Genomic DNA, 25103 nt, shown 5'->3' with positions numbered 1-25103 from the left:
GCGGGCTTGAATGCGTTCACTCACTCTGCTATTTGAAGTCTCTGATCCGCATGGTGGCGCGCTGGATCCGTTCCCAGTCCAAATCGTAACCGATTCCCGGCCTGTCGGTAAGGCGAATGGTTCCCTCAGGCGTCACAGTCACAGGCGGCTGAACGGTGTCTTCGGCGAAGTAGCGCTTGCTGGCCGAAACATCCCCCGGGAGCGTGAACGCGGAGAGCGAAGACATGGCGATATTGTGCGCTCTGCCGACTCCGCTCTCAAGCATGCCGCCGCACCAGATGGGGATCGCGAGGCGCGTGCAGTAATCATTGATCTTGATTGCCTCGCTGTAACCGCCCACGCGCCCAAGCTTGACGTTGATGATGCGGCAGCTGCCCATTTCCACTGCTTTGCAGGCGTCTTCCGCGCTGTGGATCGACTCATCCAGGCAGATCGGCGTTTCGATCTCCTTCTGCAGGACGGCGTGGTCGACGATGTCGTCACAGGCAAGCGGCTGCTCGATCATCATCAGGTTGAACTGGTCGAGCCGGCGCAACAGGTGAATGTCGGTCAGGTGAAATGCAGAGTTGGCATCCACCATCAGAGGAAAGTCGGGAAATTCGGCGCGAATGCGCCGCAGCGGCTCGATCTCCCAGCCCGGCTTGATCTTGATCTTGATCCGGCGATATCCTGCCGCCACCTCCCGGCGTACATTTTCCAGCAGGGCTTCGATGCTCGCCTGGATGCCGATGGACACGCCGCAGGAGATTTCGTTGCGCACGCCGCCGATGTGCCTGCTGAGCGGAACACCCCGCATGCGGGCTTCCAGGTCCCAGGCGGCCGTCTCAAGCGCAGCCTTCGCCATGCGGTGTCCGCGGATCGGGTCCAGGATCGGAGCTACGGCCCGCGCGTCCTCCAGGTCCCGCCCCAACAGGCGCGGGATGATGAAATCCGACAGAATGTGCCAGGCAGTTTCCGTCGTTTCGCTGCTGTAGCTCGGCTCCTCCCCTGCCGTGCACTCGCCATAGCCGGCGCCGTCTTGGGTCCTCACCGTGAGGAGGATGATCCTCCGATTGCAGGTGCGCCCGAAGCTGGTCTCGAAATAGTGAACCAGGGGCAGGTGGATCTCACGCAGCTGCACCGACTGGATGTGGATCATCCCTTCACTCTCCCGCGCCGCGGCCCCCAGCCGCCCCCGCCCGGAGTTTCGACAACGATATGCCCGCCTGCCCTGACCTTGAAGCGGCACTTGGAAGACAGGAGTTTTGCATGGCGCTGGTCCGTCACCCTGGTTCGCCCGGGCTTGCCCGCCTCGCCCCCCATCAGACCGTAAGGGCGGAAGTGTCGGCGATCGGAGAGAATCGTGGCGTCGGCGTCCGTCAGCAACTCGATCTCGCGCACAATGCCGTCGCCGCCCCGGTGCGCTCCCCTGCCGCCGGTGTTGGGCCGAAGTGAATAGCGACGCACTCTGAAGGGGAACGCGTACTCGAGCGCCTCCACGGGTGTGTTCAGTGAATTTGTCATGTGGGTGTGGATGCCGCTGTTCCCATCCTTTGAAGCACACGCTCCCATGCCCCCGCCGACGGTCTCATAATAGGAAAAGACCTGCCCATCCCGCGGATTGATGCCGCCCAGCGTGAGATTGTTCATGGTGCCGCTGCTGGCGGCGGGAATACGTTCCGGCACAGCCTGGGCAAACGCCTTCAGCAGCACGTCGACGATGCGTTGGGAGGTCTCGACGTTTCCCGCCGCAACTGCCGCGGGAAAGCGTGCATCAACCAGGCTCCTTTCCGGAGTTTTGATGCTGATGGGGCGCAGCACGCCGGAACTGGCAGGGATCGATTCGGGGATGAGCGCGCGCACGACATAGTAGACGGCGGATTCGGTGATGGCCCGGACCGCATTGACGCTCCCCGTGACCTGGGGATCCGTGCCCGCGAAATCGACTTCGAGCTTCCCGTCGCCGACGCTGATGCGTGCGGCGAGCTTCACGGGACGGCGGCTGATGCCATCGTCATCCAGGAAATCCTCGGCAGAGTATGTTCCCTCGGGAATCTGCCGCAGGAGGGCACGGACCATATTCTCGGCATAATCCTGCAGGTGGCCGGCGTAGGCGAGGGCTTCTTTCGCTCCGTAACGGCCGGTGATGTGCAACAGGCGGCGCTCCCCGGTTCGGTTGGCCGCGATCTGAGCCGTGATGTCCCCCTCGCGTTCGCGTGGCGTCCTGACGTTGGCCAGAATCAGCCGGAAAACCTCATCCACCCGCTTTCCGGCCGAGAACAGTTTGACCGGCGGGATGCGGAGCCCCTCCTGGAATATCTCGGTGCTCAGCGGCATCGAGCCCGGTGTCATGCCCCCGACATCGGAGTGGTGTGCACGATTGGCGACATAGAAAAGCAATCTGCGCCTCCGGGAGCCCGGCTCGAAAACCGGGCTGACAAGGGTGATGTCAGGCAGATGGGTGCCACCTTCATAGGGATCGTTCAGGACCACGATATCGCCGGGTCCCATGGTCACGGCCTGAACGGCCGCGCGCACCGACATCGGCATCGATCCGAGGTGCACGGGCATATGATCGCCCTGCGCGACCAATTGCCCATCGGCATCAAATACGGCACAGGAGTAGTCGCGCCGCTCCTTGATGTTCGGCGAAAACGCGGTGCGGCGCAGGGTTACACCCATCTCCTCGGCAGCCGAGGCGTAGAGGGACTTGAAGATCTCCATCCGTATCGGATCGTACCTGCGTGGTGGCGACATGGGCGTCTCCTCATTCTAAAAGGAATTCAGGCTAGCGAACAGGCCGCCGCTTTGCAAGGAATAACCACGGCAAACTCGGGATGGTACCCAGATCGCTGAGGTCTTGTCACGGAATCAATGAATCGGACGCCGCGAAGCGCGCGGTCATTTTACCTGCCATTCCGCGCCCACTGGCAAGCATTTTTCGCACTTCGAAGGAGGTGCGCCGACACCTGTCCCGCCCTGGGCGAGTGAGGCTTCGTCGCCACCGGGATCACACGGGCGGCGCTGAGGAGGTTGCTTGAAATAGATCCGCTGGTTGCGAAACAATAGGGGCGCCTGCCCGTGGTGGCGGAACGGGCTCGCACGGGGATTGGCCCGGCTGATATTATTCCTTTGTTTTGTTAGATTTGACCATTAGTCAAAAACTCTTTATCAACGCCGTTTTTATGCCGATAAATATGCAGAGGTATCGGTGCCCCTCCTCCTGGCCAGCAGAGGGGACGCTCGGCTTGATGAGATTTCGCGGCATCCTGCCATAACTGGTCAATGGGGGACTGCCTCCGGGGTACTTTCTTGTTGAAGAGACTGATAACCACGCTGGAGATGATCAAGATCGAGCACACACTTTTCGCGCTGCCGTTCGCATTTCTGGGCGCCCTGTTCGCGGCGCAGGGCCTTCCGGATATCGCCCAGATCGGCTGGATTCTGTTGGCCATGGTCGGGGCTCGGAGCGCGGCGATGGCTTTCAACCGCCTGGTGGATCTTCCGTTCGACGCCAGGAATCCGCGCACAACCGGTCGCGCGTTGCCCAGGAAGCAGCTCACGAGGGGTTTCGTCGTGGTGTTCGTCCTCATTTCCTCGGCCGTGTTCGTGTTCGCGGCCGCCATGCTCAACCCGCTGGCACTCAAGCTGAGTCCCGTGGCCCTGGCGATCGTACTGTTGTATTCCTATATGAAGCGGTTTACCTGGGGGACTCACTTTTTCCTGGGCCTGTCGCTGGCGTGCGCGCCCATTGGGGCATGGGTAGCTGTCCGGGGGACACTTGAGGCGGACCCACTCCTCCTTGGGCTCGCCGTGCTCCTCTGGGTTGCTGGCTTCGACATTATCTACTCCTGCCAGGATGTGCAGTTTGACCAGGCGGAGCAGCTCTATTCGATCCCCAAGCGCTTCGGCATCGTGCGTGCACTCTGGATCTCCGGATTTCTCCATGCTTTCATGGTGATCCTGCTCGCCCTGCTGTTCTTAAAAGTAGGCCTGGGCGTCCTGAGCCTCGCAGGTCTCGGATTGGTTACCTTACTGCTTGCCTACGAACACAGCCTGGTAAAACCGGCTGACTTGAGCCGCGTCAACGCGGCCTTTTTCACGATCAATGGCTGGATCAGCATTCTTCTGCTGGTCATTACAGGAATAGATATCCTCTGGCACCGGGCGTCGTAGCTATGCTGTCCCAAATTGGCGAACTCCTGATCAAAGAGAACTACATTACCAGCGAACAGCTGGAGGCTGCACTCAAGCACCAGCGCCAGCACGGCGGCCGACTCGGATCGATTCTGATCACTCTGGGCTTCGTTCAGGATGACGACATCACCTCCATCCTCAGCAAGCAGTATGGCGTGCCTTCGATCAACCTCGCCTACTTCGAAATAGATCCGTCCGTCATCAAGCTCATCCCGGTCGAAACGGCTCAGAAGTACATGATCGTGCCGTTGAGCCGGGTGGGCAGCACGCTGACGATCGCGACTGTGGATCCCACGAACGTTTTTGCCATGGACGACATCAAGTTCATGACGGGATTCAACGTCGAGCCGGTGGTGGCCTCCGAGACGTCCATTCTGGAAGCCCTCGAGAAGTACTACGGCACACCCCACTCGATCGAACTCAAGAAGGTGTACGAGGAGATCGCTCAGGGCGAGAAAGAGAGCTTCGAGCTAAACCTCGAGACCGGGACCGAAGAGAATGACGAGGTCTCGATCGATGAGTTGCAGCGCTCCAGCGAAGAAGCGCCCATCATCAAGCTGGTAAACCTGATCCTGTCGGAGTCCCTCAAAAAGGGGGCCAGCGACATCCATATTGAGCCGTACGAGAGGGACTTCCGCATCCGCTTCCGCATCGACGGCATCCTGTACAACATGATGAATCCGCCGTTGCGCCTCAAAGATGCCATCACATCCCGCATCAAGATCATGGCCAAGATGGACATCTCCGAAAAGCGCCTGCCGCAAGACGGGCGCATCAAGATCCGCACCACCTTCCACACCAAAAAGAAGGAGATCGACTATCGCGTTTCGACGCTGCCGACGCTGTTCGGGGAAAAGATCGTCATGCGCATCCTCGACCGGGACAACCTGCCGCTCGATATGAGCAAGCTGGGGTTTGAAGAGGCTTCCCTGAAGCGCGTCGAAACCGGAATCCTGAAGCCCTATGGCATGGTGCTGGTGACCGGCCCCACGGGCAGCGGGAAAACCTCCACGCTCTATGCGGCTCTGAATCGCCTGAACACGCCGGAGACCAACATCATGACGGCGGAGGATCCCGTCGAGTACAACTTTCGCGGCATCAACCAGGTTCAGATCAAGGAGCAGATCGGGCTGACTTTCGCCGCCGCTTTGCGGTCCTTTCTGCGCCAGGATCCGAACATCATACTCGTGGGTGAAATCCGTGATTTTGAAACCACGGAAATCGCAATCAAGGCCGCCCTGACGGGGCATCTTGTTCTGTCCACGGTTCACACCAACGACGCACCCTCCACGGTCTCGCGCCTGCTCAACATGGGCATCGAACCATTTCTTGTGGCCACGTCTGTGCATCTGATCTGTGCCCAGCGGCTGATCCGGAAGATCTGCAACGATTGCAAGGCCGAGGTCAAGACCCCCCTGCAGGTCCTGATCAACCTCGGATTCAGCCCGGAAGAGGCCAAGAACATACAGACCTTCAAGGGGGAGGGCTGCAAGACGTGCAACGGGACCGGATACAAAGGCCGCCTCGGCCTGTACGAAGTGATGGAGGTATCCGAAGAAATCCAGGAACTGATTCTCGTGGGAGCCTCCGCGCGTGAGATCAAGCGCAAGGCAGTCGAGGAGGGGATGCTCACCCTGCGCCAGAGCGGATTGAACAAAATCAAAGGTGGAGTCACCACGCTCGACGAGGTGTTGCGCGAGACGGTACTCAACTGAGGAAGAGAGGGTCAAATGCTCACACTGGCAGAAATGCTTCACAAGGCCATTCAGGCAGGCGCCTCCGATCTGCATTTGACGATCGGAACGCCGCCTCAGCTGCGCGTCGACGGTAAATTGCACCCCATGGACCAACCGGCGCTGACGCCGGCCGACACCAAGCGCCTGGCCTACAGCGTCATGACGGACGGGCAAAAGCACGCGTTCGAGGAAAAGTGGGAGTTTGACTTTTCGTTCGGCATCAAGGACCTGTGCCGCTTCCGTGCCAACGTCTTCACACAGCGCGGCGCGGTGGGCGCGGTCTTCCGCATGATTCCCTTTGAGATCAGGAGCTTCGAAGCTCTCGGGCTCCCTCCGGTCGTGCAGAGGCTGTGCGGCAAGCCGCGCGGGCTCATTCTGGTCACCGGCCCGACCGGCAGCGGCAAATCGACCACACTGGCGGCCATGATCGACAAGATCAACCGCGAGCGCTACGAACATATCCTGACCATCGAGGACCCGATCGAGTTTCTGCACTCGCACAAGAATTGCCTGGTGAATCAGCGCGAGGTGAACAACGATACCCACTCGTTCGGCGATGCCCTCCGGGTCGCATTGCGCGAAGACCCGGACGTGGTGCTGATCGGCGAAATGCGCGATCTGGAGACGGTGGAGTCGGCCTTGCGCATCGCGGAGACCGGCCACCTGACGCTGGCCACGCTCCACACCAACAGCGCGGCCACTACCATCAACCGCATCGTCGACATCTTCCCCGCCAACCAGCAGCCGCAGATCCGGGCACAGCTCAGCCTGGTGCTGGAAGGCATTTTGTGTCAAGCCCTCATCCCCCGCGCCAATGGTACCGGGCGCGCCATGGCCATGGAAATCATGATTCCGAACTCCGCCATCCGGAATCTGATTCGTGAAGACAAGATCCATCAGATTTACAGTTCCATGCAGACAGGGCAAGAGAAGTTCGAAATGCAGACTTTCAATCAGTCGCTGGCCCATCTGGTGCACACCCGGCAGATTAGTCTGGAGGACGCGCTGGGCAAATCCTCCAACGTGGATGAATTACAAGAGCTCATTCGTCGCGGAGTAGGGCTGAACACGCCTGCAGCTCCGGTGGCGCCCGCGCGCGCGCGCCGCCCCGAGGCTGTGGGGAGCTTCGGTCACTAGTCCGGAAAGGCCGATATGCCAGTTTACACATTCCGCGGACGTAACATCCGCACCAACGAAAGTGTCATGGGCGAGAGATTCTGCGCCAATCCGCAGGCTCTGGCTATTCTGCTGCGTCGCGAGCAGGTGGCGCCCATATCGATTCGCGAAAAGAAGGAGAAGAAGGCGATCTTCTCTTTTCGCAGGAGCGTGTCCAAAGCCGAAGTGGCGATTTTCACCCGGCAGTTCTCCGTCATGCTCGATGCCGGGCTGCCACTCGTGCAGTGTCTGGAGGCGATGGCGCAGCAGAATGCCAACCTGGCATTCAAACTGGTGCTCGAGCAGATACGGACGGACGTCGAGTCCGGGAGCACATTGTCGGACGCCATGTCCCGGCATCCCAAAGTGTTTGATGCGCTCTACACCAACATGATTGCAGCCGGGGAGGCGGGCGGCATCCTGGATACGATCCTGCAGCGCCTGGCAACATTCATCGAAAAGATCGTCAAACTTAAACGAGCCTTGCGCTCCGCCCTGATCTATCCGTGCGTGGTCATGTCGATCGCAGTCCTCGTGGTCGGGATCATCCTGTGGAAAGTGGTTCCGGTTTTCCGCACCCTCTTCGAAGGATTCAACCTCCAGCTGCCTTTGCTGACACGCATGGTCCTCGCGCTGTCGAGTTTCGTGGAGAGTTACATCGTCATCATGATTGGGGCGGTGGTGGCCGGCGCATTCGGCCTGCGTTCCTATTACAGGACCGATAAGGGCAGGCACGTGATCGACAGGCTCGTGCTCCGCATTCCGGTGCTCGGGGAGGTCTTCCGCAAGATCGGCGTCGCTCGCTTTACCCGCACCCTGGCGACTCTGCTGTCGAGCGGCGTCGCCATTCTGGAATGCCTGGACATCACGGCGCGCACCGCCGGCAACGCCATCCTGGAGGATACGGTCCGCCAGGTCCGCCGCAACATAGAAGAGGGGAAGACGATGACCGAGCCGATGAAGCAGTCGCATTTCTTCCCGGCGATGGTCATTTCGATGGTCGCGGTGGGCGAGTCCACCGGTGAGCTGGACACCATGCTGGTCAAGGTCGCCGACTATTACGAGGAAGAAGTCGATGTGATCATGGCCAATTTCCTGACCATTCTGGAACCGATGCTGATGGTGTTCCTCGGCGTGGTCGTGGGCGGCATTGTCATCTCCATGTACATGCCGTTGTTCAAACTCATCCAGGCCTTGTCCGGCGGCTAGACATGAGGCAACAGGCAAGCGGCCGGCTGGCAGTGGCATCTGCCGGCCGCCGGCTGCCTGCCGGGGCAGAGGAAGTGCATGGCCAAGATTTTTCCTCTTGAGAGGGTGATCCTGCAGTCATGGACCCGCTCGGGCGCCGGCCCCAGGCACATGCTGCCTGGGCGGACCGACGAACCGAGCCGCCGCCTCCTATGGCTGATCGCCATCCGCACCGCGATCCTGATCCTCGGTCTCAATCTCGCACGGCCCCTTGGGATCCTGCCTGACCGGCTCGGATCGTTGCCCTTTGTGGCAGTTTTCAACGTCTTTTCGGTGACCCTGGCCTTTGGTTACCTCGCGTTGTGGTGGAGCGGCTGGCGCCCCGCCATCCAGCTCTACCTGCAGATTGCCGTCGACCTGGGCATCGCGTCGGTGCTGGTCGCACACACGCACGGCAGCGAAAGCCCCTTCGTCTCTTTTTACCTGCTGATCATCATATACTGTGGCCTGAATCTGGGAAGAAACGGCGGCGTCATCGGCGCCGCGCTCAGCACGATCCTCTATGCAGGCATTATCGCATTCAGCCCTCTGGGTCTTCTCGCCGTCGCTGCCGGGCCGACGGCACTAAACAACCTGACCTTCCGCATTTCACTGCATGCGCTCGGATTCTTCTCCGTCGCCTTTCTCGGAGCCGACTTATCGCGGCGCCTGCACACCGTCCAGGAGGAACTCGAGCAGAAGATCGATTCCCTGGAACAGCTCCAGAGGGTCACAAGGCACATCGTGAGCAGCATCCGCAGCGGCCTGTTCACAACGGACCTGAACGGCTCCATCACGCTGTTCAACAGCGCAGCCGAAGAGCTTACCGAAAAACCGCGGGCCGCGGCGGTGAACCGGCCGGTCCGGGAGGTAATCGGCGACGGGCTGTGGAACAGAATCCAGGGAGCCGACCTGTTCCGGGATGCCCGCCCTTTGCGGCATGAGGAGTGGCTGATGCCTCCCAGCGGCTCACGGCGTTTCCTGGGCTACAGCGTCTCGCCCCTCCTCGATCAGGATCGGGAACTGATCGGCTACATCGTGTCGTTTCAGGATCTGACGGACATCAAACGCCTCGAGGAGGAGATTCGCATCAAAGACAGAATGGCTGCGATCGGGCGCATGGCCGCGGGCATCGCTCACGAGATCCGCAATCCGCTGGCCGCCATGCGCGGTTCGGTCGAGATCCTGCGCTCCCACCTGAGCCTCCCCGGCACGGACGAACGGCTTTTCGACATCCTGACCAGGGAAAGCGATCGCCTGAACAAGTTTGTCGAGGACTTCCTGATGTTCGCGAAGCCCGCCCCCTGCGTGCGCATACCGTTGGATCTGGTCCCGCTTCTCCATGACTCGGTCACGCTGCTGGAGAACAGCCGGGAGGTCCGGAACAAGCATGTGGTCGAGCTGAGCCTCTCCTCCCCGCAGATTCCGGTTCTCGGGGACGCAGACAAACTCAAGCAGGTCTTCTGGAACCTGGCTCAGAATGCCCTGCGCGCCATGCCGTCGGGCGGCACGTTGACCATTGCCGCGAAGACCATGGGGAGCGGCGGCGCCGAAATCCTGTTCCAGGACGTGGGATCCGGAATGACGGAGGAGGAGAAGGCCGGGCTCTTCCAGCCGTTCCATTCGAACTTCACCGGCGGAACCGGCCTCGGACTCAGCATCATCTTTCAAATAGTCGAAGAACACCGGGGGAAAATCCATTTTGAAAGCGAGAAAGGCCGCGGAACGGGGGTCACCGTCTATCTCCCGCCTGCGGTTCAATAATGCGGATGAATTCTAAAGCAAAGGTCCTGCTCGTTGACGACGAGCCCAACATCATCGAGGTCCTCGAAATCGTGCTGCGCGATGAGGGTATGGAGGTCCTCAAGGCGTCCTCGGCGAAAGACGCCCTGGATCTCCTGCGCAAGACCGAGGTCGATATCGTGATCTCCGACATCCGCATGCCCGGGATCTCGGGAGTGGAATTACTCAAGGAGGCGAAGCAGCTCGCCCCCGAAGCCGTCTTCATTCTCATCACCGCGTACGCCAGCACCGAAACTGCCATCGATGCCCTTCAGCACGGCGCCTACGATTACCTCACCAAGCCGTTCAAGATGGAAGAGCTCCTGAACATCGTGCGCCACTCGCTCGAGAAAAAGACGTTGAAGAACGAAGTCGCATCCCTGAAGGGTGAAATCGAAGCCCAGCAGGGGCAGAAGCTGTTTCAGGCTCTGCACCGGAGCCACCTGGTCGGCAAGAGCCAGAAAATGCTCGAAGTCTATCGCACGATCGGCACGGTCGCGATGGGCGAAAGCACCGTGCTCATCGCGGGAGAGAGTGGAACCGGCAAGGAGCTGGTGGCGCGCGCCATCCACGAGGCGTCGCAGCGCAAGGATCGCCCTTTTGTTTCCATCAACTGCGGCGCGTTCCCGGAAACCCTTCTCGAGAGCGAGCTGTTCGGGTATATGAAAGGGGCATTCACCGGGGCCAACGGCAACAAGAAAGGCCTGCTCGAAACCGCCGGCGGCGGGTCGGTCTTCCTCGACGAGATCGGCGATATGACGCCCGCCATGCAGGTGAAGCTGCTGAGAGTGCTCCAGGAGAGGAAACTCAGGCCACTCGGCGGCACCCAGGAAATAGCCGTGGATGTGCGCGTGATTGCCGCCACCAATCGCGACCTGCAGGCAGCCATCCACCAGGGACATTTCCGGGAAGACCTCTATTACCGCATAGCCGTCATCACGATCAGCCTGCCGCCTCTGCGGGAACGGGCCGAAGATATCGATCTGCTCGCCTTCCACTTTCTGAACCAGTATGCCGAGAAAAGCGGCAGGGGGGTATTCAGCATTTCGCGTGAGGCCCTGCGCTGCCTCGAGAATTACCACTGGCCCGGCAACGTGCGTGAGCTCGAAAATACGATCGAGCGCGCAATTGCCCTCGAGACGACCGAAGCCATTCAGATCGAACGCCTTCCCGATGCCGTGCGCAAGTTGCCGCCCCCTTCGATACGCGATTCCATTCCTCTTCCCGAGGAATCGTTTAACATTGAGGAGTTTCTGCACAACCTGGAACGGGACCTTATCTCCCAGGTCCTGAAGCGCACGGAAGGAAATCAGACTCTGACCGCGCAATACCTCAAGCTGACCAAGCCTTCACTGCGTCACCGCATCCAGACGCTGGGGATCGATCCTGCCATTTTCCGCCGCAACGGCTCGAACTCGTAAAGAGACCCAGGCCGCCACGAGCATTCCCACATTTCACGAATTTTTCGCTCAGTTTATGAAAGTGCCCGTTAGTAGTGTGGCAGGGTTTGTCTCCCGTTTTTTCTTTGCGGTCTCCGCAATCTCTGCGCTGAGATTTTTTTGCGGCTATGCCGCTCCGGACAATCCTGGGCGTTCGAACGGAGGTTGGTGTTGATGATTTTCAGCACCCCTGAAATGATGGAGATCATCACTTTGGTCAATTCACGGCGAGACAAGCGCTTCCATGGACGTCGCTATTACATTGTTTTTAAACCGCTTATCGTATTTCCTCGGTCTCGTGCGCTTTTGGCACGCCTATTGCTTTTTATAGCAGCGAGACGCATCCACCCATCCACAGGAGAGGAGAAGAAATTAGATGAAGAACGAACAGGGGTTTTCGCTCGTTGAATTATTGATCGTCGTGGCGATCATCGCCATCATAGCAGCCATCGCCGTTCCCAGTTTGCTGACCTCACGCATGGCCGCCAATGAAGCATCAGGAATTGAAGGCTGCCGCACCGCGGCCTCGGCCGAGGTGGCCTTTTCCTCAACCAACAACCAGAACTACACGACGCTAGCGGATCTGGTCACAAATAACTTCCTGGACAGCCGGTACGTCAATGCCGCTGGGTTCAATGGCTATATTTACACAGAGGACACGGATCCTGGCCTTCCGTCAACGATACCTTACCAGATCGCCAACGGAGGGTTTGGAATCGCCGCTACTGCACAGGTGGGGTACGCGCGCTTCAACTACGGCATCGGGCCGGACCAGGTAGTACGCTATACGGGTCACAACACCTCGGCTACGGCCGACCCGGTTGGACTCGTGGCAGGCGACCCGATTGGCAAAAAGTAATTCCAACTTGTTTGGCTGATAAGGGGAGCGGCTCCAGGGGAATGGAGCCGCTCTTCCCCGTTTCAGATGGGGAACAAAAAAGGCGAGGATCCCTCCTCGCCTTTTCTTTTGCGGTCTGAAGGATATGGGCGCGCCCATGATCTGGCCGCCTTCATTCTGATTCCTGATCAATTTTCGAACCTAGGAAAGCCCTTTCCCCTTGATGGCGTCCAGGCTGACTCCCCCCGAGAGCAGATCCGCTTCCAGATCAGGCTCCGGCTCGACGATCTCCTCCGGAATAATCTCCTCCGTCAAGCGGACATTGCGGTAGAACTCCATGCCGGTACCGGCGGGAATGAGCCGTCCCATGATGACGTTTTCCTTGAGGCCGCGCAGGTAGTCGACCTTGCCGCTGATGGCGGCCTCGGTCAAGACGCGCGTGGTCTCCTGGAACGAAGCGGCGGAGATGAAGCTGTCGGTCGAGAGCGACGCTTTGGTAATCCCGAGGAGCAACGGGCGCCCCTTGGCGGGCTGGCCGCCCGCGGACTCCACGCGTTCGTTCTCTTCGTAGAAGCGGAACTTGTCGACCTGCTCATCGAGCAGGAATTCAGTGTCGCCGACTTCTTCGACTTTGATCCAGCGCATCATCTGGCGCACGATCGTTTCGATGTGCTTGTCATTGATGTTGACCCCCTGCAAGCGGTAGACCTCCTGGATCTCGTTGACCAGGTAGCTCTGCAGCTCTTTCTCCCCCAACACCCTCAGAATGTCGTGAGGATTGCGCGGGCCATCCATGAGCGCCTCTCCGGCCCTGACATACTCGCCTTCCTGGACGTTGATGTGGACTCCGCGGGGCAGCAGGTATTCCTTCACGATCGGCGTCCCGCTGATCTGGCTCTCGTTGTGGACCTCGATTTTCCGCTGGCCGCGAACCAGACCGCCGTACTTGACCATGCCGTCGATCTCGGTGATGACCGCGGTTTCCTTGGGTTTGCGCGCTTCGAAGAGTTCCACGATGCGGGGCAGACCTCCCGTGATGTCCTTTGTCTTGCGCGTTTCCCGCGGAATTTTCGAAAGAATGCTGCCGGGATAGACATCATCGTTATCCGAAACCCAGAGGTGGGCCTTGGAGGGGAGCAGATAGCTTTTCACCACCTTCCCCCTTTCATTCTTGATGAGAATCTGAGGCTGGTACTTCTCATCCGGCGACTCGGTGATGACCTGGCGCACCAGGCCGGTGTTCTCGTCGCGCTCCTCCTTGACGGTTACCCCGTCGATGATGTCCTTGAACGAAATCGTGCCGCCGAACTCGGTCAGGATGGCAAAGGAGTAAGGATCCCATTCCACGAGCACCTGGCCGGGCTTGATTCTCTGGCCTTCTTTGACCTTGAGAAGGGCGCCGTAGGCGACCGAGTAACGCTCCTTCTCGCGTCCGGCATCATCGGCGATGATCAGGGTTCCGTTCCGGTTCATCACGACCAGGTTCTGATCGCGGTTGGTCACATGCTGGATATTGAGGAATTTCACGATGCCGTCGTTTTTGGACTCCTCGGTGGACTGCTCATGGGTACGGCTTGCCGTGCCGCCGATGTGGAACGTTCTCATGGTAAGCTGCGTGCCAGGCTCTCCGATCGACTGGGCGGCGATCACGCCCACGGCCTCGCCCATATCCACCAGGTTCCCCGTGGCGAGATTGCGGCCGTAGCACTTCACGCACACCCCTCGCTTGGCCTTGCAGGTCAGCACGGAGCGGATCTTCACCTTTTCGATACCGGACGCCTGGATATCGCTCGCGAGCGTTTCCGTAATCTCCTGGTTGATGCCTACGATCTGTTCGCCGGTCAGCGGATCCTTCACGTTCTCGAGCGCCACGCGGCCGACGATGCGGTCGCGCAGGGATTCGATAATTTCGCCCCCTTCGATGATGGAGGTGACGTAAATGCCGTCGAGGGTCTCGCAGTCATCGAGCGAGATGATGACGTCCTGAGCCACGTCCACCAGGCGGCGGGTGAGGTAGCCGGAGTCAGCCGTCTTCAGGGCGGTGTCGGCCAGGCCTTTGCGCGCGCCATGGGTGGATATGAAGTACTGCAGCACGGTCAGCCCTTCGCGGAAGTTCGCGGTGATGGGCGTCTCGATGATCTCGCCTGACGGCTTGGCCATCAAGCCGCGCATGCCGGCCAGCTGCCGGATCTGCTGCTTGCTGCCGCGGGCTCCGGAGTCGGCCATGATGAAGATGGGATTGAATTCATCCCCGCTCTCATCCTGCTGAGCCATCTTGCGAAACATCTCGTCGGAGACTCTCTCGGTCACGTCCGACCAGATGTCGATGATCTTGTTGTAACGCTCACCGTCGGTGATGGCGCCGTCCTGATACTGCTTCTCGACCTCGATGACGCTCGCCCGGGCGGCGTCGACCAGGTCGCCCTTGCTGTCGGGAACGATGAGGTCCTCGATCCCGATGGAGATTCCCGCCTTGGTAGCGTGGAGAAAGCCGAGATCCTTCAGATCGTCGAGCATGGCGACGGTGGTCGGGAGCCCGAAGTTGAGATAGCAGTAATTCACCAGCTGCTGCAACCCTTTTCTCTTCATCAGGCCGTTGATGAAAGGCATGCCTTTGGGCAGGATCGAGTTGAAGATGAGGCGCCCGATGGTGGTGTTGATGAATTCGTTCCTCACCTCGCGCACATCGGCCCGCATGACCGCCTGGTCATCGTACTGGGCGGTGAGGTCCATCAGGAGTCCGCTGAAGCGATAGCGTATGGGAGTCAGGCGCTCGACCATGCTGTTGTCGAGCGCGAACATAGCCTCGTCGTAAGAGCCGAAGATCCTCCCTTCCCCCTTCGTTCCCTTTTTCGCCTTGGTCAGATAGTAGCATCCCAGAACGATATCCTGGCTGGGTATGGCGATGGGCTGGCCGTTGGCGGGCGAGAGGATGTTCTGCGTGCTGAGCATCAGGACCGATGCCTCGATCTGCGCCTCCGGGGACAACGGAATATGAACCGCCATCTGGTCGCCGTCGAAGTCGGCGTTGAATGCCGTGCACACCAGCGGCGGGATCTTGATCGCTTTGCCCTCGACCAGTACCGGCTCGAAAGCCTGGATGCCCAGGCGGTGCAGCGTCGGGGCTCGGTTGAGGAGCACCGGGTGATCCTGAATCACCTCTTCCAGGATGTCCCAGACAACCGATTCCTGGCGTTCCACCATTTCCTTGGCGCCCTTGATGGTGGCGGCATGGCCTTCCTTTTCGAGCCGGTTATAAATAAAAGGCTTGAACAGCTCGAGAGCCATTTTCTTGGGCAGGCCGCACTGGTGCAGCTTCAACTCGGGTCCGACCACGATCACGGAGCGGCCGGAATAGTCCACGCGCTTGCCCAGCAGGTTCTGGCGGAAACGGCCGGACTTCCCTTTGAGGGTGTCGCTCAGTGACTTGAGGGGGCGGTTGTTGGCGCCGCGGAGAACACGGCCGCGGCGGCCGTTGTCGAACATGGCGTCGACCGCCTCCTGCAGCATCCGTTTCTCGTTGCGGATGATGACCTCCGGGGCACGCAGCTCCATGAGCTTCTTCAAACGGTTGTTGCGGTTGATCACGCGCCGGTACAGGTCGTTGAGGTCCGAGGTGGCAAACCTGCCGCCGTCCAGCGGCACCAGCGGTCGCAGCTCCGGCGGAATCACCGGGATCACGTCGAGGATCATCCACTCCGGCTTGTTGCCCGACTTGCGGAAGGCGTCGACCACCTTCAGCCGCTTGGCGTACTTGATGCGCTTCAGCTGAGAGGTTTCCGTCTTCATGGCCGCGCGCAACTCGTCGGCAAGTTCCTCGACATCCACTTGCCTCAGAAGCTCCTTGATGGCTTCGGCGCCCATCATGGCCCTGAATCTGCCGGCAAATTCCTGCATCAGGGCGCGGTATTTCTCTTCCGTCAGCAGTTCCTTGATCTTGAGCGGAGCCTCGCCCGGATCAATAACCACATAGGCCTCGAAATAGAGCACACGTTCCAGGTCTCTGAGGCTGATGTCCAGGAGATGACCGATGCGGCTCGGCAGCCCTTTGAAAAACCAGACATGGGAGCAAGGGGAGGCCAGCTCGATGTGCCCAAGCCGCTCGCGCCGCACCTTCGACAGAGTCACTTCGACGCCGCACTTGTCGCAGGTTACGCCGCGATACTTCATCCGTTTGTACTTGCCGCACAGGCATTCCCAGTCGGTGACCGGGCCGAAGATGCGGGCGCAGAAAAGGCCGTCTTTCTCAGGCTTGAAAGTGCGGTAGTTGATGGTCTCCGGTTTGGTCACTTCCCCGTGAGACCAGGCCCGGATTTTTTCCGGCGAGGCCAGGCTGATTCGAATGCTGTCGAAATCGTTGCTCAGATCTGACTTTTCAATTGTGTCCTTGAAACTTCTCAATGGTGCTTCCCCCTAATCTTAGAGGTTCAAATTCGAATAACTCGTTCCGCATCCGACCTCCGACCTCTCCGTTCATTCGGGGGTCGGATGTCGGCAACCGGTCATTCCATGGCTTCGGCACGCCTGATTTTTTGGCGCTGGATCAGCTCCACGTCCAGGCACAAGCTCTGCAGTTCACGGATAAGCACGTTGAACGATTCAGGAATGCCGGGCGTAAAGTGAGATTCACCCTTCACGATGGCTTCGTAAATCTTGGTCCTTCCCTGGATGTCGTCCGACTTTGCAGTCAGGAGTTCCTGAAGAATGTTCGCTGCCCCATACGCTTCCAGAGCCCAGACTTCCATCTCTCCGAACCTTTGTCCGCCGAACTGGGCTTTGCCGCCCAGGGGCTGCTGGGTGATGAGAGAGTACGGTCCGATACTGCGTGCGTGGATCTTGTCATCGACCAGGTGAGAGAGCTTCAACATGTAGATGTAGCCGACGGTCACCCTCTGGTCGAATCTCTCGCCCAGCATGCCGTCAAATAGATCGATCTTGCCGCTCTCGGGCAGGCCCGCGCGCCGGAGCATCTCTTTAATCTCCGATTCGGACGCCCCGTCAAAAACGGGCGTGGAAAAGTAAAGCCCGAGCGTTTTTGCAGCCCAGCCGAGGTGGGTCTCGAGGATCTGGCCCACGTTCATGCGGGAGGGCACTCCGAGCGGGTTAAGCACGATTTCAACCGGAGATCCATCCGGCAGGTAGGGCATGTCCTCTTCAGGCAGGATGCGCGCGATCACGCCCTTGTTGCCGTGGCGTCCGGCCATCTTGTCGCCCACGGAGAGTTTGCGTTTCATGGCCACATAGGTCTTGACCATCTTGATTACTCCGGGGGGCAGCTCGTCTCCCCGGCGCAGCTTGGCCAGCTGCTCTTCGTGAAGGGTCTTGAGGATCTGGATCTGCTTTTCGGTCTTTTCCTCCAGCCGTTTGATACTTTCGTAGACCTTCCCTTCCTTCTCGGCCTTGAAGTCGTTTTTGATCTTGGTCAGCTCCGTCGAGCTGAGCCCAACGAGCACGGAGCGCGTAAGTTTGGTCTTGGCGCGCAGCACAACTTCGCCGGAGCGGCTCGTAACATCTTCCACCAGATTCTCGCCCGCAAGAATGTCGACGAGCTGTTTGTTGCGTTCTTCCTTGATGATGCGGATCTCATCGTTGAGATCCTTCTCCATCTTCTCCACCTGCTCGGCTTCGATCGCCTTGGCGCGCTCGTCCTTGGGGACGCCCTTGCGGGAGAAGATCTTGACATCGACTACCGTGCCTTCGATCCCAGGAGGTGTCACCAGAGAGGCGTCGCGCACTTCGCCGGCCTTCTCGCCGAAGATGGCACGCAGCAGTTTCTCTTCAGGCGACAGCTGGGTTTCCCCCTTGGGAGTGACTTTTCCGACGAGAACATCGCCAGGCCGCACCTTGGCGCCGATACGGATGATCCCGCTCTCGTCGAGGTCGCGCAGCGAGGCATCGCTGACGTTTGGAATATCCCGCGTGATTTCTTCCGGCCCGAGCTTGGTGTCGCGCGCCTCGATCTCCAACTCTTCAATATGGATCGAAGTGTAACTGTCTTCCTTGACCAGCTTCTCGCTTACCAGGATCGCGTCCTCGAAGTTGTACCCGCGCCAGGGCATGAAAGCCACGAGCACGTTGCGGCCGAGCGCGAGCTCCCCTTTGTCGGTGCACGGCCCGTCGGCCAGCACCTGTCCTTTGACGACCCGATCTCCCCTGTTGACGAGCGGGACCTGGTTGATGCAGGTGTTCTGGTTGGATCGCTTGAATTTGGTCAGGCTGTAAATATCCACGCCGGCATCCCGGGCGCGCTTGCCATTCTCACTATCACCCTCGACGCGGACGATGATGCGGGTGGCATCGACGCTATCGACGGTGCCGGTGCGCTTGCAGATCACGACCGCCCCCGAATCCTTGGCGGTGATGTACTCCATGCCGGTGCCGATGTAGGGGGCTTCGGCCCGGAGAAGAGGCACGGCCTGGCGTTGCATGTTCGATCCCATCAAGGCCCGGTTGGCGTCGTCGTGTTCGAGGAAGGGGATGAGGCTCGCGGCCACGCTGACGAGTTGCTTCGGCGAGACGTCCATGTACTGTACCTGGTCGCGCGGCACCAGGGCAAAGTTGCCCGCGATCCGGGCGTCCACCCGATCCTGCAGCATCTGGCCGCTTTCATCCAGATCGACGTTCGCCTGAGCGATGGTGTACTCCTCGGCTTCCCAGGCTGTCTGATAGAAGGAGAAAGGCTCGAACTGCGCCGGCCGCTTTCCTGCCGCTTCGCAGCGCCGGTTCTCTTTGTCGATCGCGTCACGTTCCACCTGCTCGGCCACTTTGAAATGGGTGTCTCCCGGAAACACGATCTGGACGAAGTCCAGCACGCGGCCGTTCTTCACCTTGCGGTAGGAGGATTCGATGAACCCATACTCATTGATGCGGGCGTAGCAGCTCAAGGACGAGATCAAGCCGATGTTCGGCCCTTCAGGGGTTTCAATCGGGCAGATGCGTCCGTAGTGGGTGGGGTGGACGTCACGCACCTCGAATCCGGCACGCTCGCGGCTCAAGCCGCCCGGCCCCAGTGCCGAAAGGCGCCGCTTGTGCGTGATCTCCGACAGCGGGTTGGTCTGGTCCATGAACTGCGAGAGCTGGCTGCTGCCGAAGAACTCCCGGATGGACGCCATGACCGGCTTGGCATTGATCAGGTCATGAGGCATGGCAGTGGTCATCTCCTGGTGCACGGACATCTTTTCCTTGATGGCCCGTTCCATGCGCACCAGCCCGATGCGGAACTGATTTTCCAGGAGTTCGCCGACGGCACGTACCCGGCGGTTGCCCAGGTGGTCGATGTCGTCCACATTGCCTACGCCTTTGGGCAGCTTCAGGGAGTACCGGATCACGGCGTAGAAATCCTCTGCGGTAAGGGTGCGCTGTTCCAAAGGGGTGTTCAGACCGAGCTTGATGTTGAATTTCAGGCGCCCGACCTTGGAAAAATCGTACTTGCGCGGGTCGTAAAACATCCCCTCGAAGAGCGCCGTGGCCGTTTCCAGCGTCGGCGGGTCCCCGGGGCGCTGCTTGCGATAAATCTCTATCAGCGCATCCGGCTGCGACTTGATGTGGTCCTTTTTGAGTGTCTGGGAGATGGTGACGCCGGTGTCCTCCTTCTCCGGGAAGAACACATCGACTGACTTGATCCCCGCCTCACCCAGGTTGTTGATCGTCTGTGATGTTACCTCGGCATTGGGCTCGAGGAGGATTTCACCTGTTTCCGTGTTGATCACCTCGGACAGGGAGAGTGCGCCTTCCAGGCCATCCACCTCCATCCTGATTTCCGACACCCCGGCTTTGACCATCTCTTTGTAGTGCCCGGCCGTGATCTTTTTACCTTTGGCCACGATGACCGTCTTGCCGGCCCCATCCCGGATCTCTTCATTCGCCTTGGAGCCGACGAGGTCGCGCCCGAGGCTGCGGTACAGGTTCTTCTCCTGCCAGCGAATCTTGATGGGCTGGTAGAAGGTGCGCAGGATCTCCGAATCGCCGTTCAACCCAAGCGCGCGCACGAACGTCGTGGCGAGGAACTTCCGCTTCCGGTCGATGCGGACGTACAGGATGTTCTTTTGATCGTATTCAAATTCAACCCAGGACCCGCGGTAGGGGATGATTTTGGCCAGAATGAAGGTGCGGCCGGCGTTGGATTCGAAAAAAACACCCGGCGATCGATGCAGCTGGCTCACGATCACGCGCTCGGTGCCGTTGATGATGAAGGTGCCGTTTTCCGTCATGAGGGGGATGTCGCCGAAGTAGACTTCCTGCTCCTTGATGTCACGGATGCTGCGCCCTTCCGTGTCGGCATCCTTGTCCCACACTACGAGACGCACGGTGACCTTCAGAGGCACGGCGAAGGTCATGCCCCGCTCCTGGCACTCCTCCACCGTGTACTTCACATTCAGTTCCACCGCGCCGCCGCAGAATTCGCAGCGCGTATTTTCAATTTCGTTTCTGGCGCCGCAGTGCTTGCACATGCCGCCTTCGGGGTTGTACGGACTGTTGATGATGGTCTTGCCGCACTCCACGCAATTGGCCCGGAGGTAATCGAGCCCCTTCAGGTTTCCGCACTTGCACTGCCAGTTTCCGATCGAGTATTCGACGAATTCCAGCGAAGAGGTCCCGCGAAAGTCGTTGATCGGAAAGACCGAATTGAAAACGGCCTGAAGCCCTACGTCTTCCCGCTCGGCGGGAAGGACATCCATCTGCAGGAAGCGATGGTAGGACTTCCGCTGAACTTCAATCAGGTTCGGAATCGGGATACTGGTATGGATCTTGGCGAAGTCCATGCGATCCCGATAGACGTTGGAGGTGGTGATATTGGTCATCGATTGGTTTACCTCGACAGACTTGTTTGTCTCTCAATCTTTCGTTGGGGGTGCCGTGGCACTAAAACGCGTGGGGGCAGGAAAGTCCCCGCAGCAACCAGCGCCGCCCTGTGGTTGCCATCTGTTTGGACAGGTCGGAAGGCGGTAGGTGTTGACTCCGCGTTCTGCCTTCTGCCTTTACTGGTCCTCGGCACAGTGACCTCGCCTTGCCAGTGATGAGTCATGAGCGATGAGTCGTGAGTGATAAGCAATGATCAGATGATGGAAACGCTCCACCATCACTCATGACTCATCACTCATGACTCATCACTTCCTTGAGTAAGAGCAGAAACACGTCGGGCGTTACTTGATCTCTACGGTGGCTCCGGCTTCCTCGAACTTCTTCTTGATCGCCGCGGCTTCTTCCTTGGTCACGCCTTCTTTCAGGGGCTTGGGCGCGCCTTCGACCAGATCCTTGGCCTCTTTCAGCCCCAGGTTGGTCACTTCGCGCACTGCCTTGATCACGTTGATCTTCTTGTCGCCCACAGCAGCCAGGACGACGGAAAACTCCGTCTGCTCCTCGGCGGCAGGCTTGGCCTCGGCCGCCGCGCCCTGGCCGCCGGCCATGGCCATAGGCATCGCTGCCGCCGCGGTGATGCCGTATTTCTCCTCGAGGTTCTTCACCAGGTCCGAGATCTCCAGCATCGTGGCTTGATCAATCCACGCCAAAACATCGTTCTTCGTAATTGCCATTTTTTGTTAACTCCCTTGAGGATTGGTAGAAATGAATAGCTAGAACTCTCCAGAGCCCTTACTTCTTGACCTGTTTCAACACCAGGGCCAGATCTCTTGCCGGAGCTTTTAAAGCGCCTGCCAGCCTCTGCAGAGGCGCCTTGAGGAGGAAGACCAACTTGCTCAGCAGTACCTCGCGCGACGGAAGCGCGGCGATCTTCTGAATCTCAGTCGGCGGCACCACTTTGCCTTCGATCAAAGCGGCCTTGAACTGGAAGTTCGGATTGGTTTTGGAAATCTCGGTCAAAAGCTTGGCCATCCCGACGACGTCCCGGCGGTGGAACGCCACCGCAGTCGGCCCTTCCAGATAGGAGCCGATCTGTTCCAGGCCGTTTTCCTTGGCTGCCCGCAGCGCGAGAGTGTTTTTCACCACGACGTAGGAGCCGTCGAATTCCCGGATCTTGCGGCGCAGTTCAGTTGCATCTACGACCTTCAGTCCGCGGTAATCGATCAGGAACAGACTCTTGATCGTGCGGAACTGTTCGCTGAGAGATTCCACCACATGCTGCTTCTCTGATCTGTTCATAGACTTTGCGAAGCCTTTCCAAAATCGGTTGGCAGTCGGAACATGGCAGTCGGCAATACTCACTCCCTGCCGCCGGCCGCCCGCTGCCTACTGCTTTGATTCCAGCGTCGTCGCATCGATCCAGATTCCCGGACTCATGGTCGATGAAAGTGACACGCTCCTGACATATTTGCCCTTGCTGCTCGGGGGCTTGGCCCGTACCACGGCATCGATGAGCGCCTTGGCATTCTCGTAAAGGCTCTTCTCATCAAATTGGACTTTTCCGCAAGGCGCATGGATGATCCCCGTCTTGTCCACCCGGAACTCCACCTTGCCGGCCTTGATCTCCTTGATGGCCTTCGCGACGTCGAAGGTTACGGTCCCGGTCTTCGGGTTCGGCATCAGGCCACGGGGGCCGAGCACCTTGCCCAGTTTGCCCACGCTGCGCATCATGTCGGGGGTGGCGATGGCGGCATCAAAATCCGTCCAGCCGCCGGCAATCCGTTCCACCATGTCATCGCCGCCGACCTCGTCGGCGCCGGCATCACGCGCCTCCTTGACCTTCTCGCCCGAGGCAATCACGATGACTTTCTTGCTTTTTCCCAGGCCGTTAGGCAGCACCACGGTACCGCGCACCATCTGGTCGGCGTATTTCGGATTGACTCCCAGCCTCATCGCCACTTCGACGGTTTCGTTGAACTTGGCGTAAGCCATCCTCTTCAGCAACGCCACCGCATCTTCCAGCGAGTAGTGACGCGGTTCACGCGCAGCAACGGCCTTCGTGTACTTCTTTCCAGCTTTAGGCATTGAGATACCTCACAAATCCAGGCCGGGGCCCGGCTATCCCTCGACTTCCAATCCCATGCTGCGCGCGGTACCCAGGATGGTATTCACGGCGGCATCGATGGTGGATGCGTTAAGGTCCGGCATTTTGGCCTGGGCGATCTCGCGGACCTGTTTCATAGTCACTTTGCCGACTTTTGTCTTGTTGGGTTCGCCGGAACCCTTGGCAATATTGGCAGCCTTTTTGAGAAGCACCGCTGCGGGAGGAGTCTTGGTGACGAACGAATAGGTGCGGTCGCTGTAGACCGACACCACAACCGGAATGATCAAGCCCTCCTGCTTGGCCGTCTTGGCGTTAAACGCCTTGCAGAAATCCATGATATTGAGGCCGTGGGGACCAAGTGCGGACCCGACCGGCGGTGCCGGGGTCGCCTTCCCGGCCTGAACCTGCAGTTTGACGTTTGCGATAATCTTTTTCGCCATTCGAACCCTCTGTCATTTTGGATTTTAGATTTTAGATTTTGGAATGAAACCCGAAATCCAAATTCCAAAATCCAAATTCCAAAATCTAAAACTCCTTACGCCTTTTCCACCTGCTCGGATGCCAGCTCCACCGGCGTCGCCCGCCCCAGGATGGTAAGCATCACCTTGAGAGTGTTATGGTCCGGATTGACATCCTCAACCACTCCGGTGAAATCCTTGAAAGGCCCGTCGATGATCTTGACCGCGTCGCCTCTATCGAAAGTGAATTTGGGCTTTGGCTGTTCTGCCGTCACCGACACCCGGTTGACGACCTCGTTGATCTCCTCGTCGGTTAACGGCGTGGGCTTCTTTCCGGTGCTGATGAAACCCGTAACTTTCGGCGTCCCCCGCACGACATGCCAGGCTTTGTCTGTCATGTCCATCTCAACCAAGATGTATCCCGGGAAGGTGAGTTTCGTCGTCACCACCTTTTTCCCGCTCTTCATTTCCACGACGTCTTCCGTCGGGATGAGAATCTGACCGATGCAGTCGCCCAAATCGTAGGCCTGGATGCGGTTCATGAGGCTTTCCGCGACCTTCCTCTCATATCCGGAGTAGGTATGGATGATGTACCACTTCTTTTCGCCTTCCATCCGCAAATCCCTTCGGGCTAGGATGCGAGCTTAGCCAGCACGGCCGCCATGAGGTGACCGACCAGGAAATCAACCACGGCAAGAAATGCCCCGAAAAAGAACACGGTAACGATAACCACCACCGTAGTGGAAACCAGCTCGCGCCGATTGGGCCATGAAACGTTTTTGAGTTCCTTGCGGGTTTCCTTGATGAACTCAAGAACGTTTCGGAAAAAATCCCTGGTTTTCTGTAAGAATCGATTCATGAAATCAACTCCGCGAAATCCGCGGTCTCCCTTTCGGGCGGCCCGCGGTTCGAGGATCAGAAATTTTGGCAGGCCAGGAGGGACTCGAACCCCCAACATGCGGTTTTGGAGACCGCCGCTCTACCAATTCGAGCTACTGGCCTGTACCTGTCATTACGGGAACGCCGCGCCACCTCATCTCGATTCCTTGTGTACCGTATGGGCCCGGCATCGGTTGCAGAATTTCTTGAGCTCCAGGCGTTCGGTAGTGGTTTTCTTGTTTTTGGTAGACGTGTAGTTCCGATTCTTGCACTTGGTGCATTCCAACGTGATGATGTCTCGCATGATGTTCCCATCCGGTGCGCGCTGCAGCCCGTCCGGCGCAGGCAGCCTCCCCGGCCCGACTGGCTACTCCAGAATTTCCGCGATGGTGCCGGCGCCCACCGTATGGCCGCCTTCGCGGATCGCGAACCGCAACCCCTTCTCCATCGCAATCGGCGTGATCAGCTTGATCGTCAGGTTCACGTTGTCGCCCGGCATCACCATCTCCG

General features: G+C 59.1%; 20 protein-coding genes and 1 tRNA gene. 8 read left to right on the top strand and 13 right to left on the bottom strand.

Translation table 11 applies throughout. The features are described from left to right. Positions 1-28: 28 nt before the first annotated feature. Together menC and LAP85_23025 are read right to left on the bottom strand one after the other, a co-directional pair. On the bottom strand, positions 29-1135 hold the full coding sequence (gene menC, locus LAP85_23030) for an o-succinylbenzoate synthase (protein ID MBZ5499282.1): 1107 nt from the start codon (positions 1133-1135) through the stop codon (positions 29-31). Further along, positions 1135-2736, bottom strand: a complete 1602-nt coding sequence (locus tag LAP85_23025) for a hydantoinase B/oxoprolinase family protein (protein ID MBZ5499281.1) — start codon at positions 2734-2736, stop codon at positions 1135-1137. Before LAP85_23025 ends, menC begins: the two co-directional genes overlap by 1 nt. Before the next feature lie 528 nt (positions 2737-3264). Here LAP85_23025 and ubiA point away from each other — a divergent pair. The 8 genes from ubiA to LAP85_22985 all read left to right on the top strand — a co-directional run bounded on the left by ubiA (position 3265) and on the right by LAP85_22985 (position 12374). After that, a complete protein-coding gene (gene ubiA, locus LAP85_23020) occupies positions 3265-4155 on the top strand; it encodes a putative 4-hydroxybenzoate polyprenyltransferase (protein ID MBZ5499280.1) in 891 nt (296 codons plus the stop codon). A 2-nt stretch (positions 4156-4157) separates the two neighbouring features. Next, entirely contained in the window at positions 4158-5891 is a 1734-nt protein-coding gene (gene pilB / locus LAP85_23015) for a type IV-A pilus assembly ATPase PilB (GenBank protein ID MBZ5499279.1), read from the top strand. Between the two features lie 15 nt (positions 5892-5906). Beyond that, the gene (locus LAP85_23010) at positions 5907-7049 is read left to right on the top strand and encodes a type IV pilus twitching motility protein PilT (protein ID MBZ5499278.1); all 1143 of its coding nucleotides are present in this window, start codon (positions 5907-5909) and stop codon (positions 7047-7049) included. A gap of 15 nt (positions 7050-7064) precedes the next feature. Beyond that, positions 7065-8276 (top strand): type II secretion system F family protein, encoded by a 1212-nt coding sequence (locus LAP85_23005; protein ID MBZ5499277.1) that lies wholly within the window; start codon positions 7065-7067, stop codon positions 8274-8276. A 78-nt stretch (positions 8277-8354) separates the two neighbouring features. Beyond that, positions 8355-10058 (top strand): PAS domain S-box protein, encoded by a 1704-nt coding sequence (locus LAP85_23000; protein MBZ5499276.1) that lies wholly within the window; start codon positions 8355-8357, stop codon positions 10056-10058. 5 nt (positions 10059-10063) lie between these two features. Next, positions 10064-11497 (top strand): sigma-54 dependent transcriptional regulator, encoded by a 1434-nt coding sequence (locus LAP85_22995; GenBank protein ID MBZ5499275.1) that lies wholly within the window; start codon positions 10064-10066, stop codon positions 11495-11497. Between the two features lie 192 nt (positions 11498-11689). After that, positions 11690-11923 carry a hypothetical protein gene (locus LAP85_22990; GenBank protein ID MBZ5499274.1) on the top strand — a complete coding sequence of 78 codons (234 nt, stop codon included), beginning with the start codon at positions 11690-11692 and terminating at the stop codon, positions 11921-11923. Further along, positions 11892-12374, top strand: a complete 483-nt coding sequence (locus LAP85_22985) for a prepilin-type N-terminal cleavage/methylation domain-containing protein (GenBank protein MBZ5499273.1) — start codon at positions 11892-11894, stop codon at positions 12372-12374. Before LAP85_22990 ends, LAP85_22985 begins: the two co-directional genes overlap by 32 nt. Positions 12375-12554: 180 nt before the next feature. Here the strand turns inward: LAP85_22985 and rpoC are convergent, their stop codons facing one another. The 11 genes from rpoC to tuf form a co-directional block, all read right to left on the bottom strand. Continuing rightward, positions 12555-16733: a DNA-directed RNA polymerase subunit beta' gene (rpoC, locus tag LAP85_22980; protein MBZ5499272.1), complete on the bottom strand. Its 4179-nt coding sequence runs from the start codon at positions 16731-16733 to the stop codon at positions 12555-12557. Positions 16734-16855: 122 nt separating this feature from the next. After that, the gene (rpoB, locus tag LAP85_22975) at positions 16856-21154 is read right to left on the bottom strand and encodes a DNA-directed RNA polymerase subunit beta (GenBank protein MBZ5499271.1); all 4299 of its coding nucleotides are present in this window, start codon (positions 21152-21154) and stop codon (positions 16856-16858) included. Between the two features lie 342 nt (positions 21155-21496). Then, positions 21497-21886 (bottom strand): 50S ribosomal protein L7/L12, encoded by a 390-nt coding sequence (gene rplL / locus LAP85_22970; GenBank protein MBZ5499270.1) that lies wholly within the window; start codon positions 21884-21886, stop codon positions 21497-21499. 58 nt (positions 21887-21944) lie between these two features. Beyond that, positions 21945-22451, bottom strand: coding sequence for a 50S ribosomal protein L10 (gene rplJ / locus LAP85_22965; GenBank protein ID MBZ5499269.1), 507 nt, complete (start codon positions 22449-22451; stop codon positions 21945-21947). Positions 22452-22538: 87 nt separating this feature from the next. Further along, on the bottom strand, positions 22539-23237 hold the full coding sequence (gene rplA, locus LAP85_22960; protein MBZ5499268.1) for a 50S ribosomal protein L1: 699 nt from the start codon (positions 23235-23237) through the stop codon (positions 22539-22541). 33 nt (positions 23238-23270) lie between these two features. Next, positions 23271-23696, bottom strand: coding sequence for a 50S ribosomal protein L11 (gene rplK, locus LAP85_22955; GenBank protein MBZ5499267.1), 426 nt, complete (start codon positions 23694-23696; stop codon positions 23271-23273). A 95-nt stretch (positions 23697-23791) separates the two neighbouring features. After that, entirely contained in the window at positions 23792-24328 is a 537-nt protein-coding gene (gene nusG / locus LAP85_22950) for a transcription termination/antitermination protein NusG (GenBank protein ID MBZ5499266.1), read from the bottom strand. 17 nt (positions 24329-24345) lie between these two features. Next, entirely contained in the window at positions 24346-24573 is a 228-nt protein-coding gene (gene secE, locus LAP85_22945) for a preprotein translocase subunit SecE (GenBank protein MBZ5499265.1), read from the bottom strand. A 66-nt stretch (positions 24574-24639) separates the two neighbouring features. Beyond that, positions 24640-24716: transfer RNA gene (locus LAP85_22940), tRNA-Trp, on the bottom strand. Positions 24717-24747: 31 nt separating this feature from the next. Then, positions 24748-24897, bottom strand: coding sequence for a 50S ribosomal protein L33 (gene rpmG / locus LAP85_22935; protein ID MBZ5499264.1), 150 nt, complete (start codon positions 24895-24897; stop codon positions 24748-24750). 63 nt (positions 24898-24960) lie between these two features. Then, on the bottom strand, positions 24961-25103 hold a 143-nt coding region (gene tuf, locus LAP85_22930), incomplete at its 5' end, for an elongation factor Tu (protein MBZ5499263.1).

The sequence above is a fragment of the Terriglobia bacterium genome (assembly GCA_020072565.1).
In the GTDB taxonomy this organism is placed as follows: domain Bacteria; phylum Acidobacteriota; class UBA6911; order UBA6911; family UBA6911; genus JAFNAG01.
Note: the sequence above shows the minus strand (reverse complement) of the source record. Positions and strands in the feature narration are given on the sequence as shown.

Coding starts and splice junctions, on each gene's coding strand:
- secE (MBZ5499265.1), bottom strand. CDS start 24,573: ATGAATCGATTCTTACAGAAAACCAGGGATTTTTTCCGAAACGTTCTT.
- LAP85_22995 (MBZ5499275.1), top strand. CDS start 10,064: ATGAATTCTAAAGCAAAGGTCCTGCTCGTTGACGACGAGCCCAACATC.
- LAP85_23025 (MBZ5499281.1), bottom strand. CDS start 2,736: ATGTCGCCACCACGCAGGTACGATCCGATACGGATGGAGATCTTCAAG.
- rplJ (MBZ5499269.1), bottom strand. CDS start 22,451: ATGAACAGATCAGAGAAGCAGCATGTGGTGGAATCTCTCAGCGAACAG.
- rplK (MBZ5499267.1), bottom strand. CDS start 23,696: ATGGCGAAAAAGATTATCGCAAACGTCAAACTGCAGGTTCAGGCCGGG.
- LAP85_22985 (MBZ5499273.1), top strand. CDS start 11,892: ATGAAGAACGAACAGGGGTTTTCGCTCGTTGAATTATTGATCGTCGTG.
- LAP85_23010 (MBZ5499278.1), top strand. CDS start 5,907: ATGCTCACACTGGCAGAAATGCTTCACAAGGCCATTCAGGCAGGCGCC.
- pilB (MBZ5499279.1), top strand. CDS start 4,158: ATGCTGTCCCAAATTGGCGAACTCCTGATCAAAGAGAACTACATTACC.
- rpmG (MBZ5499264.1), bottom strand. CDS start 24,897: ATGCGAGACATCATCACGTTGGAATGCACCAAGTGCAAGAATCGGAAC.
- nusG (MBZ5499266.1), bottom strand. CDS start 24,328: ATGGAAGGCGAAAAGAAGTGGTACATCATCCATACCTACTCCGGATAT.
- rplA (MBZ5499268.1), bottom strand. CDS start 23,237: ATGCCTAAAGCTGGAAAGAAGTACACGAAGGCCGTTGCTGCGCGTGAA.
- ubiA (MBZ5499280.1), top strand. CDS start 3,265: ATGGGGGACTGCCTCCGGGGTACTTTCTTGTTGAAGAGACTGATAACC.
- LAP85_23005 (MBZ5499277.1), top strand. CDS start 7,065: ATGCCAGTTTACACATTCCGCGGACGTAACATCCGCACCAACGAAAGT.
- LAP85_23000 (MBZ5499276.1), top strand. CDS start 8,355: ATGGCCAAGATTTTTCCTCTTGAGAGGGTGATCCTGCAGTCATGGACC.
- LAP85_22990 (MBZ5499274.1), top strand. CDS start 11,690: ATGATTTTCAGCACCCCTGAAATGATGGAGATCATCACTTTGGTCAAT.
- rpoB (MBZ5499271.1), bottom strand. CDS start 21,154: ATGACCAATATCACCACCTCCAACGTCTATCGGGATCGCATGGACTTC.
- rplL (MBZ5499270.1), bottom strand. CDS start 21,886: ATGGCAATTACGAAGAACGATGTTTTGGCGTGGATTGATCAAGCCACG.